The sequence below is a fragment of the Citrobacter sp. Marseille-Q6884 genome, from assembly GCF_945906775.1.
Lineage (GTDB): Bacteria > Pseudomonadota > Gammaproteobacteria > Enterobacterales > Enterobacteriaceae > Citrobacter.
In genome coordinates, this window is sequence record NZ_CAMDRE010000002.1 from 537,989 (window position 1) to 552,184 (window position 14,196).

A 14,196-nucleotide genomic window follows, 5' to 3' on the forward strand; every position below is an offset into this window, starting at 1 on the left:
CACCACGCCGAATTTAGTTAGCGATACCGGGCTTGCTTGCGCGCATGGAAAATGAAACCAATGCTGTTCATCAATAACTGGGCGGCAAGAATCGAGGTCACGCCCGTTGGGTCATAAGCCGGGGCGACTTCCACCAAATCCATACCGATAACGTTGCCGCCACTGCGTTTAGCGAGAGCCTGAATGATTTCCAGCACCTCGTAATACTGGAAGCCGCCATGACTTGGTGTGCCAGTGCCCGGTGCGATAGACGGATCGAAACCGTCGATATCAATGGTCAGGTAGTAGTTACAGTTCTCTGGAATTTGTGCGAGTACACCCTCAGTACCTAAACGGCGTACATCGCGTACTGACAGAATGTTGGAGCCTGCAGCGCGAGCGGAGTCATAGTCGCTGCGGTTAGATGAAGAGACGTTACGAATACCCAACTGGGTCATGCCGACGATATGGTTCATTTCTGAGGCGCGGCGTAACGGGCTGCCATGGCCATAGCGCACGCCGTGACGCTCATCGACAAAATCAAGGTGGGCATCAAAGTGAACGATGTGAACCGGACCCAGACCTTCATAGGCTTTGATGACCGGGGCGTGTATTGAATGATCGCCACCCAAAACAATCGGCATAGCGCCGGAGGCAAGAATTTTACGCACTGCCAGTTCAATATTGGCGTTACTGCTTACCATATCGGTATGGACGATATCCGCATCACCAACATCAACCATGCGCACCTGGTCTTCAGTCAGGTAGAGCACATCATCTTCATGGTCATAAGCACCAGCATGGCCGAATGAAAATAACGTGGACGCCTCACGAATACTGCGTGGTCCGAAACGGGCACCAGAGCGCCATTGGGTGCCCATATCATTGGGTGCGCCGAGAATAGCAACATCAGCATCTATTTCTTCCCAATTAAGGCAAACCGGCGATTTGGCAAAAGTACAATGTCCGACGAATGGCAAATTTAATCGCCCTGTCTCATAGTTATTGTTTCCCATTTTATTTCCCCATTCTCTGTGGATATTTTGATGCGACGTGGCACAAGTCATTTGCCATGACATTGACTATGGACAACAATTTGAGGGATAAAAATAGAAAATATCAGATGTTCATATCGGTAATTCCGAAGCAATGGGTGAAGGGAGCAAAGCGTGAATCAACTGCACAATATTGATCTGAAGTTGCTGAGGATTTTCATGACAATTGTGAACTGCAATGGCTTTTCAGCCGCGCAGGCCGCATTAAATATCAGTCAATCCACCATCAGCGAACAGATGACCAGTCTTGAAACGCGACTTGGCGTCAAATTGTGCGAAAGAGGGCGTAGCGGATTTCGTCTTACCGAATATGGAGCGGCCACTTACGAGGCGGCACAACGCCTGCTGCTGGCAGTGGACACGTTCTGTATGGATACCTCAGCGCTAAAGCAGCATATTTCAGGCAGGCTTTATCTGGGCATTATTGATAACACGGTTACCGACAGTGGCAGCGTACTGTCACGCGCGTTGCGTGGGTTTGTCTCGCATGGGCACGACGTGCAACTGGATATTTACATCGGCACCCCTGCAGAGCTTGAAGCCCGTGTGTTGGATGGGCGTTTACATGTTGCGATAGGTCATTTCCCGTTTGAGGTAGCCGGGTTGTCATATACTCATATATATGACGAACCAGATGGCCTGTATTGCAGTTGTTATCACCCGCTGTTTAATAACTTGCCCAGTGGCGAAGCGCTTATTGAAACTATCCGCGATAGTCAAATAGTGGCGCGGAGTTTCTTGCAACAGCGTGATTTGCAATTGCTTAAATCAGGCAGTGCGGCAGCAACGGTGGATAACGTTGAGGCACAGGCTATTTTAATTCTGACGGGTGCTTATATCGGTTTCTTGCCAATGCATTACGCCCGCCAATGGGTGGATTCCGGCCAGATGCGCCAGATTGTCCCGGAGCAATTTGGTTCGAAATGGCCTTTTTCATTGATAACCAGGCGCACCTCCACGCAACCCGCTGTACTGCGAGTGTTTATGGAAGCGTTGATGAGACATGTACATGCGATTTCGCTTTGAGGTTTAAATTGCCACAGACACGCCAGACAATTCCCTTTATCAGCGTTTTCCTTTTGAATTCGGACATATCAGGATTATGAAATGTCGTAGTATCAAGTTCGGGGTTATATCGGTTTGCAGCCCAGTGCGGAAATGTGGGACAAACGATGCACCAGGCCATGCTGTAACGGATTGAACTTGAAGCGCTGAGGGCACCTTAAACGTCTTTGATGCGCGCCAGGCAAAATACGCTGGCGATAATCATCACCAGCGCAAACCAGAATACCGCGTGATAATTCCAGATTTCAGCGGCGATACCGGCCAGCGAGCCTGCAATAATCCAGCCTACGCGAATCGTGTTTGTGTACAGTGTTGTGGCTGAACCCGCTTGACCCGGCATTAAATCCTGAAAATAGAGCATCCCAATCCCGCCGAGAATCCCGATGTAAATCGCGTTCAGCAGCTGTAAGCTGAGGAGAATGACCGGAGAGTGAGCCAGCAGCATTCCGGCATAAAAGAAAAATCCGGCGACCACCGCAATTCTCATCAACAGGCGTTTACCCAGGCGCTTAGCAAAATAGCCCGCGATAAGCATCGTTGGGATCTCCAGCCCGGCGGCTGTCCCCATCATGATGCCAGCCAGTTTTTCCGGCAGGTGCAGTTCGTTGATAATAAACAGCGGCATATTAATAATGTAGAGGCTGTTGGTTCCCCACATTAATGTGCAGATAACAAAAAGCAGCAGCGTATCACGGCGATTACGACGTGGCGCCTCAACGGCACCTGTTGCGAGGGGCACGTTTTTGTTCATCGACGGTAAGAATAACCAGACCATCACGCCGCAGACGATAAAGGCGACGGCGGCGCTGAGATACATCACCGTAAAGCTGAAACCCATTGCCAGCGCGTAGGCGAGGGGAGGGCCAATCACCCACGCCAGCGAAACCTGAGCGCGCAGTATTGAGCTGAACATTACGGCTTCGCGCCCCGTGCGATCGGCATGCTCGCGAGCGAGAGCAAACATTTGCGGGTTGGCGGTTGAACCAAAGCTACTCAGAAAAACGCCGACAAACAGCAAAATAAAATAGTTACGGTTCCACGCAAACAACACGCAGGCCAGCATCCCCAGCACGCAGCAAAATACGATCAGGTTTTTACGGTCGCCTTTTTTATCAGAGCGCCCCGCCAGAAATTGACTCACCAGAATGCCAATAACGGCGCTGCCGGTAAAAAAGAAACCCACCATTCCCGGGCGAGCATGAACTTCATCGGTCAGAAAAAGGCTGAGCGTTGGCGTCTGCAATGCCCCGGCGATACCCGTGAGAAATGCGACAAGCAGGAACGCCGAAGACGTTAAATCAAACGCCTTAGGTGTGGCGGCTACGGGGGTGTTATGCATGTTTTGATATCAGTGGTGTGAAGAGAGGCGGAGTTTACGCTGCCCGCCAGAAAATAAACAGGGAGGTAAATCAAAATCGGCATGAAAAATCAAAATGGCATTTCAGTCAGCGCGTATCGGTTGCTGAAGATGCTGAACGTGATTCCTTTACGGGGTTTTTACGTCAGCATTTTTTAACCTGTTGATACAAAAATGTGCGTTATATCTAAATTCAGCAAGTAAATTGATGACTTTACTTGCTTGCTGACGCAGAAAGATCAAGACTTCTTGAAACGTTTCAGCGTCATCTTGTCGAGTACGATGGAGTCGGGTGGCGCCTTTTTTCTCATGTTGGCTGAATCGTTTCAATTCAGCAGGAGAGGAGAACCATGTTCCAGTTATCTGTGCAGGATATTCACCCGGGCGAACAGGCCGGGAACAAAGAAGAGGCCATTCGTCAGGTTGCTGCTGCGTTAGTACAGGCAGGCAACGTTGCGGAAGGCTACGTCGATGGCATGCTGGCGCGTGAACAACAGACGTCCACTTTCCTCGGCAACGGTATCGCCATTCCACACGGCACAACGGACACACGCGATCGCGTGCTGAAAACCGGCGTGCAGGTATTCCAGTTTCCGCAGGGTGTGACCTGGGGGGAAGGCCAGGTTGCGTATGTGGTTATCGGTATTGCAGCCAGTTCGGATGAACACCTTGGCTTACTGCGTCAGCTGACGCATGTGTTGAGCGATGATTCCGTTGCTGAACAGCTGAAATCGGCAACCACGGCTGAAGAGCTGCGTGCCTTGCTGATGGGCGAAAAGCAAAGCGAGCAGCTCAAGCTTGATAACGAAACGCTGTCGCTGGATGTTCTCGCCAGTTCGCTGGTGACCCTGCAAGCGTTGAACGCTGCGCGACTGAAAGAAACCGGTGCGGTTGATGCCACGTTTGTGAGTCGGGCGATTAATGAACAACCGATGAATCTCGGTCAGGGGATCTGGCTGAATGATTGCGCGGAAGGCAATCAACGCAGTGCTATTGCGGTCAGTCGTGCGGCTAACCCGTTTGAAGCGCAGGGTGAGACAGCAGCCATGCTGATCACCGTCGCCATGACCGACGATCAGCCCGTTGCGGTGCTGAAGCGCCTTAGCGATCTGTTGCTGAACAATAAAGCTGACCGTTTGCTGAAAGCGGATGCGGCGACCGTGCTGGCGTTGCTGACCCGCGATGACGCCTTAACAGAAGATGTACTGAGCGCTGAGTTTGTGGTGCGCAATGAGCATGGTTTACACGCCCGTCCGGGCACCATGCTGGTGAATACAATTAAACAATTTAACAGTGAAATTACCGTGACAAATCTTGATGGAACCGGCAAACCGGCAAATGGACGTAGTTTGATGAAAGTTGTGGCTCTGGGTGTGAAGAAAGGACATCACTTGCGTTTTACCGCACAGGGTGACGATGCTGAATTAGCGCTGAAAGCGATTGGCGATGCCATCGCGGCCGGTCTTGGGGAGGGCGCATAATGAGCAGACGTGTTGCAACTATCACCCTGAACCCGGCGTATGATCTGGTCGGTTTTTGTCCTGAAATTGAACGCGGTGAAGTGAACCTGGTAAAAACGACCGGCCTGCATGCGGCGGGTAAAGGTATCAACGTCGCGAAGGTTCTGAAAGATTTGGGTATCGACGTCACGGTTGGCGGTTTTCTGGGTAAAGACAACCAGGACGGCTTTCAGCAACTGTTCAGCGAACTGGGTATCGCCAACCGTTTTCAGGTGGTGCAGGGGCGTACCCGCATCAACGTGAAGCTTACCGAAAAAGACGGCGAGGTTTCCGACTTCAACTTCTCCGGGTTTGAAGTGACGCCAGCCGATTGGGAACGCTTTGTTAACGACTCTCTGAGCTGGCTGGGTCAGTTCGATATGGTCTGCGTCAGCGGCAGCCTGCCGACCGGCGTTAGCCCTGAAGCATTCACCGACTGGATGACGCGTCTGCGCAGTCAGTGTCCATGCATTATCTTTGATAGTAGTCGTGAAGCGCTGGTGGCAGGTCTTAAAGCGGCTCCATGGCTGGTGAAGCCCAATCGTCGTGAACTGGAAATCTGGGCCGGTCGCAAACTGCCAGAAATGAAAGATGTCATTGACGCGGCGCATGCGCTGCGTGAACAGGGAATTGCGCATGTGGTGATTTCACTCGGTGCGGAAGGTGCGCTGTGGGTTAACGCTTCGGGTGAGTGGATTGCGAAACCGCCGTCAGTTGAGGTGGTCAGCACTGTAGGTGCGGGTGATTCGATGGTTGGCGGCCTGATTTATGGCCTGCTGATGCGCGAGTCCAGCGAACATACTTTACGTCTGGCGACAGCTGTTGCCGCTCTGGCGGTAAGCCAAAGTAATGTAGGCATTACCGATCGTCCTCAGTTGGCCGCAATGATGGCGCGCGTCGACTTAAAACCGTTTAACTGACAGCAGGAGAGGCATAATGAAAACGCTGCTGATTATTGACGCTAATCTCGGCCAGGCTCGTGCTTATATGGCGAAAACTCTGCTTGGAGCGGCGGCGCATAAAGCGCATCTGGATATTATTGATAACCCGAACGATGCGGAGATGGCGATTGTCCTTGCCGACTCGCTCCCAAACGATAGCGCGCTGAACGGCAAAAAAGTCTGGCTGGGCGACATTGCTCGTGCTGTTGCTCATCCTGAGCTATTTCTGAGCGAAGCAAAAGGTCATGCGAAACCGTACAGCGCACCGGTTGCGGCTGCGCCAGCGGCAAGCAGTGGTCCAAAACGCGTAGTGGCCGTCACCGCTTGCCCAACGGGTGTCGCACATACGTTTATGGCTGCTGAAGCCATTGAAACCGAAGCTAAAAAACGTGGCTGGTGGGTAAAGGTTGAAACCCGTGGATCGGTAGGTGCGGGCAACGCCATTACCCCGGAAGAAGTGGAACAGGCCGATCTGGTGATCGTCGCGGCTGACATTGAAGTTGATCTGGCAAAATTTGCCGGAAAACCCATGTATCGCACCTCCACCGGTCTGGCGCTGAAGAAAACGAAGCAAGAGCTGGATAAAGCGGTAGAAGAGGCCACGCCTTATCAACCCACCGGGAAAGGTCAGGCTTCAGCAACTGAAGGCAAAAAAGAGAGCGCTGGCGCATACCGTCACCTGCTGACGGGCGTGTCCTACATGCTGCCGATGGTGGTGGCAGGCGGTCTGTGTATTGCGCTGTCCTTTGCATTTGGTATTGAAGCATTTAAAGAACCGAATACGTTGGCGGCGGCGCTGATGCAGATTGGCGGTGGTTCAGCTTTCGCGCTGATGGTGCCGGTTCTGGCGGGATACATTGCGTTTTCCATCGCCGATCGTCCGGGTCTGACGCCAGGTCTTATCGGCGGTATGTTGGCGGTTAGCACCGGTTCCGGGTTTATCGGTGGGATCATCGCCGGTTTCCTTGCGGGTTATGTCGCGAAGTTGATCAGCACTAAGCTGAAACTCCCGCAGAGCATGGAAGCGCTGAAACCGATTCTGATCATTCCACTGCTTTCGAGTCTGGTGGTGGGGCTGGCGATGATTTACCTCATCGGCAAACCGGTGGCCGGTATTCTGGAAGGTCTGACCCACTGGCTGCAAACCATGGGGACAGCGAATGCGGTACTGCTGGGCGCTATCCTTGGCGGAATGATGTGTACTGATATGGGCGGCCCGGTTAACAAAGCGGCCTATGCTTTCGGCGTGGGGCTGCTGAGTACGCAAACTTATGCGCCGATGGCTGCCATCATGGCTGCGGGTATGGTGCCGCCGCTGGCACTGGGTCTGGCGACACTTGTTGCGCGTCGTAAGTTCGACAAGGCGCAGCAGGAAGGGGGCAAAGCAGCGCTGGTTCTGGGTCTGTGCTTCATTACCGAAGGGGCGATTCCGTTCGCGGCGCGTGACCCGATGCGTGTTCTGCCTTGCTGTATCGTCGGGGGAGCGCTGACAGGTGCTATCTCCATGGCGGTGGGCGCGAAACTGATGGCACCGCATGGGGGACTGTTCGTTCTGCTGATTCCTGGCGCCATTACGCCGGTTCTGGGTTACCTGCTGGCCATTGTTGCCGGTACGCTGGTAGCGGGTCTGGCTTATTCCTTCCTCAAACGCCCTGAGGCGGAAGCGGTAGAGAAAGTCGCGTAATTTCACGTTGAAAGCTGGGGCAGAGATTTCTCTGCCCTTTTTTTATGCGTAATGGTTATCTGCTTGCGTGCACTGGGGCGAGAAAATGAACGCCCCTGTTACGCGATTCAGGCAATCATTGGCGCAATGATAAAACCAAAGGCGACACCCGCAATAATCCCGCCTAACCCAGGCAACATAAACGGATGGTTTAACACATACTTACCCACGCGCGTTGTGCCGGTGGAGTCGAACTCCATCGCCGCCAGCGAAGTGGGATAGGTCGGCAGAACGAACACGCCGGTTACCGCCACATAGGAGGCCAGTATTGCCCAGGTCGGTACACCGAGAGCCACGGCGAGCGGGATAATCAGCGGCGTGGTTGCACCCTGTGAATAGAGGAGGGCGCAGGTACCAAAGAGCACCAGTGCCAGCAGCATAGGATAGGCCCGCAGAATATCGCCCGCGATTGCTTTAATTTCCGCTAAGTGAGCATCGATGAATGTTGTGCCTAATGTCACAATCCCGAGGATCACTGCCAGCGAACTCATTCCTGAGCGAAAAGTGGAGGTCAGCACGATGGCATCGGTGGAGGTTTTGCAGAACACCACCATCAGGCACGCGGCGGATAACATGCAGACAATAATGATATCCCGGGTATTCATGGGATTACCGATGTCGAATCCGGGGCGTAGCTGCGGACATGCGGCAAGAATGACGATCACCACCGTAGCCAGCATAAACAGGCCGACTGAGAGTCTGGCGCCTGGTGTTGTGCTGTTCTGCCCTTCATATTTACGCACCAGGCCTTTTTGCAGGCGTTCCAGATACACTTCATCATCCTGCAGCTCGCATCCCTGGCGAGACGCGATAAAGGCGGCCACCATCGCGGCAACAAACGACGCGGGCAGACACACCGCCATTACCTGAATAAAGCTGACACCGTTGCCTTCCATGATCGTCAGCATCGCCGCCATGGCGGCACTGATCGGTGAGCCGGATATCGCCACCTGGGATGCCACAACAGAGCCTGCGAGAGTACGGGATGGACGAATACCTGACTCTTTTGCAACCTCTGCGATCACCGGCAGGGTAGAAAAGACGATAAATCCGGTTCCCGCCATAATGGTCATCGACCAGGTAATAATTGGCGCAATAATATTTATATACTTAGGATTTCGGCGCATAAAATTACCGGCAATGCGCACCAGATAATCCATGCCGCCTGCGGCCTGTAGCGCAGATGCCGCCACGACAACCGTCATAATAATCAGAATAACATCGACCGGCGGGGAGCCAATGGAAAGACCAAATCCCAGTGTGAGAATGGCCAGCCCCAGCCCACCGCATAAACCGATACCAATTCCGCCGAAGCGGATACCAAAAAATATTGCGCCTAATACCACGATAATTTCTAGCCAAATCATAATGGTCTCCGCCTGACAATCATTTGTCATTAAAGGTGAGTGTTTATTTAATGTGATTATTGAATGATGCTTATTTTTTATTGCGCCAGAAGATGATGTTTACCTACTCTGTTCTCATACCATTTAATACCTGCGCGAACTAACGAACCGGTAGAATCAATATATTTGTCTGGGGACTGTTTGACGGCATTGGCAAGGATGACAGGAACTTCTGTGCAACCCAGCACGATGACTTCAGCACCACGTGAGAACAGTATTTCTGCTTGTTCATTCATTATTTCTTGCGCACGTGTCATCTCACCCGCTTTTAAGCAATAAATACTTTCCATCACTTTTTCCTGACTGGATTTATCAGGGCTGATGCAGGTCAAGCCCAGTGATTCGATGCCTTTCTGATAGAGTCCCATGTAGAGCGTGGCATTGGTTGCCAGTAGCCCGATACGTTTTTTTCCGCATTTTTCGACCTCACCGATTGTCGTTTCAACAATACTCAGTAGGTCGATATGGCAGACTTCTTTTAATTCCTTAAACCAAAAATGGGCGGTATTACACGGGATCACAATACATTCCGCGCCCGCGTCTTCGAGTTTATGCAGATAATCTCGCATAGCGGGTAACGGTGAGCGTCCATCATGCATTAGCGCCTCGGTCCGGTCGGGAATATCGGGAATAGATGAGATAATTAAGGGAATATGTTCCTGATCGCGTTGTGCAGCGGTAAAAGTGACAAATTTATTAAAAAGATCGACAGTTGCAGCAGGCCCCATACCGCCAAGTACGCCAATTAACCCTTTCACGATGGTTACCTCGTTTAATCGTTAATAAATAACCGGAGTGTTTTATTTCTTGCGGTAATGTTTAACAGCTGATAGCACCAATGAGAAATGCAATAATGTTTGTGTTAATGCAAAAGGCGCATAGCTGTCTGTGCGGTGGTTTTGTCAGACTGGCGGCGTAGTGCAAAACATGTCGTGTATGGCTGGATGCGAACAGATATCGCGGGTATTGAGTGCTCAGGCGGTAATGTCAAAAACGAAGGTGTTATGCAAAAAACGAATCATTAATGACGAAGAGATCAATGATCAGTGCCGAATTTTTCAGGCATGATGCTTTATGCTAATGGACATATTTAAAGACCTGTGTGGCAGAGATGAAAAACATTGAGACAAAATGGTTATATGATTTTCTGACGCTGGAAGCGTGTCGTCATTTTTCCCAGGCCGCCGAGGAGCGCAATATCTCTCAGCCTGCATTTAGCCGGCGGATCAAAGCGCTCGAATCCGCCGTGGGCGTCATGCTATTTGATCGCACGACGTCCCCGCTGCAACTGACAGAAGAGGGGAAGTTATTTCATTCGCAGACCCGAAGCCTGCTGCAGCAGCTTGAGTGCAATCTGGATGAATTAAGTGGCCACAACCTGCTGGGGGTGCCGAATATTAAAATTGCGGCGGCACATTCTTTGTCGTTAACGATGCTACCCAAACTGGTCCATTCGATGGCTGCTTATGGCGAAGAGTTTGTTTATCACGTCGAGGCTATTGATGTCGTACAGGCGGTGAATACGCTGCGTGAAGGGAAAAGTGACTTTATCATGTCATTTCGCGATGAAGACCTGATGCAGTCGCCGTTTTGTGGTCTGAAAGTGTTTGAATCTGAGCTGTATCCGGTTTGTGCGGCTGATGCGCAGGGTAGACCGCTGTTTGATATCTGGCAGCCGCAGGTGCCGATCCTGAATTACACCAGTGCGTCTTATATGGGGCGGTTGGTGAATCGTCATCTGGCGGAAGTTGGCGGCATTGCGGCGCGCACGTTATTTATGTCTTCGATGAGTGAATTGCTGAAAAATATGGCGCTCGATGGGCATGGTATCGCCTGGCTTCCCGCGTGGTCGATCGTGAATGAACTGCAGGCAAAACGGTTGGTTTCCTTGGCAACACCGGCGTTGAGGGTGCCCATCCAGGCTTATATTTACAGAATGGATACCCGGTTGAATAAAACGGCTGAACATTTTTGGAGTATTTTACATAACCGCATGCCCGATCTTTGATGTGATACGCCTGCCGCACGCCAGAAATGCGGATGTGCGGCAGGCGTATTTATCAGGCAACGGCTTTTTCAGTTTGCTGCGCTTTCAACCATGCAATTTCTTCTGCCCAGATATCCGGGTTGATGGTCTCAAGAACCAGTGGAATCCCGTCAAAACGCGAGTCCTGCATAATCCAGCGGAAGGCGTCGTGACCGATATTGCCTTCACCTAAGCTGTGGTGGCGGTCAACGCGGCTGCCAAATGTGCTCTTGGCGTCGTTGAGGTGCATACCCCGTAAATAGCTAAAGCCGACGATACGCTCAAATTCTGCAAACGTCTTTTCGCACTCCGCGGGAGTACGCAGATCGTATCCGGCGGCGAAAGCGTGGCAGGTATCAATGCAGACGCCGACACGGGACTTATCTTCCACGCCGTCAATAATGGCCGCCAGATGCTCAAACTTAAATCCAAGATTACTGCCTTGTCCGGCGGTATTTTCAATGACCGCCGTGACACCCTGGGTTTGCGCGAGGGCAATATTGATTGACTCCGCGATCCGCGCCAGACATTCATCTTCCGGGATCTGCATCAAATGGCTGCCCGGGTGAAAGTTAAGCAGAGATAAGCCAAGCTGTTCGCAACGCTGCATTTCATCAATAAATGCATCACGCGATTTTTCCAGCGCGTCGCTGACCGGATGGCCGAGGTTAATCAGGTAGCTGTCGTGGGGCAGGATTTGCGCGGAGGTAAAGTGATACTTCTCGCAGGCAGATTTGAAGTCATCAATGATTTCGCTGGTCAGCGGCGCGGCGCGCCACTGGCGCTGATTTTTGGTGAACAGGGCGAATGCGGTTGCTTCGATTTCAGCGGCTCGAATCGCGGCGTTAGCCAGACCGCCAGCGGCGCTTACGTGCGCTCCAATATATTTCATACGTTATATACCCTAAATAATTCGAGTCGCAGGACAAAAATGCCTGAGCGTTTCTGTCCTGCAACCTGAAGTATGTCGGGGAAAAACCCGCCATACTCAAAAGGGGAAAGTATAGCGGGTTAACGGGAGGGAGTCGTGGTCGTTTATGCCATCAACGCGTGGATAGCGACGTTAATCGCACCACCACCCACAATCAGCCAGACAAACAGAACCAGCGCCATCAGCAAGGGTTTCGCACCGGCTTTCTTCAGCGCACTGACGTGAGTGGTAAGTCCCAGTGCCGCCATCGCCATTGCCAGCAGGATGGTATCCAGCGTAACCAGCATGTTCACAACAGACTGTGGCAACAGGTGGAACGAGTTGAAAATCGCAACCACAATGAACAGGATGGCAAACCACGGAATCGTAATTTTGCTTTTCTCACCACCGGTCGCCGGAGACAGCTGTTTGACACGGGCGGCCAGGATGATGAGGAACGGAGCCAGCATCATGACACGTAGCATTTTAGCGATAACGGCGGCGTTTTCTGCGTCCGGGGTGATCGCGTGTCCAGCGGCGACAACCTGTGCGACTTCATGCATGGTTGAGCCAATATAGATGCCGTAGGTTTCCGGGCTAAACCAGTGTGCCAGCAGCGGATACATCGCCGGGTACAGGAAGATGGCAATCGTACCGAAGATAACCACAGTGGCGACCGCTACCGTTACTTTACTGGCCTCTGCTTTCACTACCGGTTCTGTTGCCAGCACCGCGGCTGCACCGCAAATGCTGCTCCCGGCGCCAATAAGCCAGCTGGTGTGTCTGTCCAGACCAAATACTTTTTGTCCAAGGAAGCAGGCCAGCATAAAGGTGCTGCTCAGGGTCAACACATCAATCACGATACCGCTGACCCCAACATCAGCAATTTGTGCGAATGTGAGGCGGAAACCGTAGAGGATGATCCCCAGGCGTAACAGATGTTGTTTGGCAAACAGCACGCCGCCATCACAGCTTTTCCAGATGTGCGGATAGACGGTATTGCCGAGCACCATCCCCAATAAAATGGCCAGGGTGAGGGCACTGAACCCGGCACCTGCTACGGCGGGGATGGAACCACCCCACAAAGCGGCCCCGGTGATAACTGCACTCAGGGCAAGTCCCGGAATAAAATGCCACGCTGTACGACGATGATTCTGTAAGGTGATTTCTGTCATATCCTTCTCCTTTATCTGGGTAAAAGAGTACGGCGAAGTGGTTTAAAAATAAAATTGATTATATATTTATAATTAATCTCTATAAGTGGTAAGCAACGGCTGCTCTGGTGGAAAATGACTATGCACATCACCCTGCGACAACTTGAAGTATTTGCTGAAGTGCTGAAAAGCGGCTCGACGACGCAGGCATCGGTCATGTTGTCATTGTCGCAGTCGGCGGTGAGCGCAGCGCTGACGGATTTGGAAGGGCAACTGGGCGTTCAGCTGTTTGACCGTGTGGGTAAACGCCTGGTGGTCAATGAACACGGGCGTTTGCTTTATCCCCGTGCGCTGGCGCTGCTGGAACAAACCATGGAGATTGAACAGCTGTTTCGTGAGGATAACGGCGCGATTCGCGTGTATGCCAGCAGCACCATAGGTAATTACATTTTACCTGCCATGATCGCGCACTATCGGCGGGATTTTCCCGATCTGCCGCTGGAACTGAGCGTGGGCAACAGTCAGGATGTGATCAATGCCGTGCTGGATTTTCGGGTAGACATCGGGCTTATCGAAGGGCCTTGCCACAGTACGGAAATTATCTCTGAACCGTGGCTGGAGGATGAGCTGGTGGTGTTTGCCTCACCATCTTCACCGCTGGTTCAAGGACCTGTGACGCTGGAACAGCTGGCAGCGTCGCCGTGGATCCTGCGCGAACGCGGCTCCGGTACGCGTGAGATTGTCGATTATCTGCTGTTGTCGCACTTGCCGAGATTTCAGATGGCCATGGAGCTGGGTAATTCAGAGGCCATTAAACATGCGGTGCGTCACGGGTTAGGCATTAGCTGCCTGTCGCGGCGGGTCATTGAAGAACAACTGCAAGCGGGCACCCTGAGTGAAGTTCCGGTACCCCTGCCGCGTCTGGTGCGTACGCTCTGGCGAGTCCATCATCGTCAAAAGCATCTCTCCAACGCGTTGCTGCGCTTTTTACGCTATAGCGATCACGACCAGGCCGGTTAACGTTTCGGCATCCGTTCCCTCCGTTGCCTGATGACATGTGCTTATCAGGCCAGCATGCGTG

At 52.2% G+C, this 14,196-nt stretch carries 12 protein-coding genes; 6 read left to right on the forward strand and 6 right to left on the reverse strand.

Features of this window, described 5'->3' with window-relative positions; genetic code table 11:
- Positions 1 to 17: 17 nt before the first annotated feature.
- Complete coding sequence (speB, locus tag N7268_RS17545; protein ID WP_260863869.1) at positions 18 to 995, reverse strand: agmatinase; 978 nt, start codon at positions 993 to 995, stop codon at positions 18 to 20.
- Positions 996 to 1,148: 153 nt separating this feature from the next.
- Between speB and N7268_RS17550 the strand changes: the two genes are divergently transcribed.
- Entirely contained in the window at positions 1,149 to 2,060 is a 912-nt protein-coding gene (locus tag N7268_RS17550) for a LysR family transcriptional regulator (protein WP_260863870.1), read from the forward strand.
- Positions 2,061 to 2,256: 196 nt separating this feature from the next.
- Here the strand turns inward: N7268_RS17550 and setB are convergent, their stop codons facing one another.
- Entirely contained in the window at positions 2,257 to 3,438 is a 1,182-nt protein-coding gene (setB, locus tag N7268_RS17555; RefSeq protein WP_260863871.1) for a sugar efflux transporter SetB, read from the reverse strand.
- 368 nt (positions 3,439 to 3,806) lie between these two features.
- Between setB and fruB the strand changes: the two genes are divergently transcribed.
- Genes fruB through fruA form a run of 3 tightly spaced genes read left to right on the forward strand, consistent with a single transcriptional unit; the run spans position 3,807 to position 7,580 of the window.
- Positions 3,807 to 4,937: a fused PTS fructose transporter subunit IIA/HPr protein gene (fruB, locus tag N7268_RS17560; RefSeq protein WP_260863872.1), complete on the forward strand. Its 1,131-nt coding sequence runs from the start codon at positions 3,807 to 3,809 to the stop codon at positions 4,935 to 4,937.
- Positions 4,937 to 5,875, forward strand: a complete 939-nt coding sequence (gene fruK, locus N7268_RS17565) for a 1-phosphofructokinase (protein WP_003027446.1) — start codon at positions 4,937 to 4,939, stop codon at positions 5,873 to 5,875. The genes fruB and fruK overlap by 1 nt, the downstream gene beginning before the upstream one ends.
- Before the next feature lie 16 nt (positions 5,876 to 5,891).
- Positions 5,892 to 7,580 (forward strand): PTS fructose transporter subunit IIBC, encoded by a 1,689-nt coding sequence (gene fruA / locus N7268_RS17570; protein WP_260863873.1) that lies wholly within the window; start codon positions 5,892 to 5,894, stop codon positions 7,578 to 7,580.
- Between the two features lie 107 nt (positions 7,581 to 7,687).
- Here fruA and N7268_RS17575 read toward each other — a convergent pair whose 3' ends face one another.
- Together N7268_RS17575 and N7268_RS17580 are read right to left on the reverse strand one after the other, a co-directional pair.
- Positions 7,688 to 8,986 (reverse strand): anaerobic C4-dicarboxylate transporter, encoded by a 1,299-nt coding sequence (locus tag N7268_RS17575; protein WP_198903602.1) that lies wholly within the window; start codon positions 8,984 to 8,986, stop codon positions 7,688 to 7,690.
- A gap of 77 nt (positions 8,987 to 9,063) precedes the next feature.
- The gene (locus N7268_RS17580; protein ID WP_260863874.1) at positions 9,064 to 9,783 is read right to left on the reverse strand and encodes an aspartate/glutamate racemase family protein; all 720 of its coding nucleotides are present in this window, start codon (positions 9,781 to 9,783) and stop codon (positions 9,064 to 9,066) included.
- A 344-nt stretch (positions 9,784 to 10,127) separates the two neighbouring features.
- On the opposite strand from N7268_RS17580, the gene hypT reads away from it, so the two are divergent.
- The gene (gene hypT / locus N7268_RS17585; RefSeq protein WP_260863875.1) at positions 10,128 to 11,033 is read left to right on the forward strand and encodes a hypochlorite stress DNA-binding transcriptional regulator HypT; all 906 of its coding nucleotides are present in this window, start codon (positions 10,128 to 10,130) and stop codon (positions 11,031 to 11,033) included.
- A gap of 52 nt (positions 11,034 to 11,085) precedes the next feature.
- On the opposite strand, the gene nfo is transcribed toward hypT, so the two are convergent.
- Complete coding sequence (gene nfo / locus N7268_RS17590; RefSeq protein WP_260863876.1) at positions 11,086 to 11,943, reverse strand: deoxyribonuclease IV; 858 nt, start codon at positions 11,941 to 11,943, stop codon at positions 11,086 to 11,088.
- Between the two features lie 143 nt (positions 11,944 to 12,086).
- Complete coding sequence (locus N7268_RS17595) at positions 12,087 to 13,136, reverse strand: YeiH family protein (protein WP_260863877.1); 1,050 nt, start codon at positions 13,134 to 13,136, stop codon at positions 12,087 to 12,089.
- Positions 13,137 to 13,256: 120 nt separating this feature from the next.
- Here N7268_RS17595 and yieE point away from each other — a divergent pair, with 120 nt between their 5' ends.
- Positions 13,257 to 14,135 carry a DNA-binding transcriptional regulator YeiE gene (yieE, locus tag N7268_RS17600; RefSeq protein ID WP_198905363.1) on the forward strand — a complete coding sequence of 293 codons (879 nt, stop codon included), beginning with the start codon at positions 13,257 to 13,259 and terminating at the stop codon, positions 14,133 to 14,135.
- The last annotated feature ends 61 nt before the right edge of the window (positions 14,136 to 14,196 follow it).

Coding starts and splice junctions, on each gene's coding strand:
- speB (WP_260863869.1), bottom strand. CDS start 995: ATGGGAAACAATAACTATGAGACAGGGCGATTAAATTTGCCATTCGTC.
- setB (WP_260863871.1), bottom strand. CDS start 3,438: ATGCATAACACCCCCGTAGCCGCCACACCTAAGGCGTTTGATTTAACG.
- fruB (WP_260863872.1), top strand. CDS start 3,807: ATGTTCCAGTTATCTGTGCAGGATATTCACCCGGGCGAACAGGCCGGG.
- fruK (WP_003027446.1), top strand. CDS start 4,937: ATGAGCAGACGTGTTGCAACTATCACCCTGAACCCGGCGTATGATCTG.
- fruA (WP_260863873.1), top strand. CDS start 5,892: ATGAAAACGCTGCTGATTATTGACGCTAATCTCGGCCAGGCTCGTGCT.
- N7268_RS17575 (WP_198903602.1), bottom strand. CDS start 8,986: ATGATTTGGCTAGAAATTATCGTGGTATTAGGCGCAATATTTTTTGGT.
- nfo (WP_260863876.1), bottom strand. CDS start 11,943: ATGAAATATATTGGAGCGCACGTAAGCGCCGCTGGCGGTCTGGCTAAC.
- N7268_RS17595 (WP_260863877.1), bottom strand. CDS start 13,136: ATGACAGAAATCACCTTACAGAATCATCGTCGTACAGCGTGGCATTTT.
- yieE (WP_198905363.1), top strand. CDS start 13,257: ATGCACATCACCCTGCGACAACTTGAAGTATTTGCTGAAGTGCTGAAA.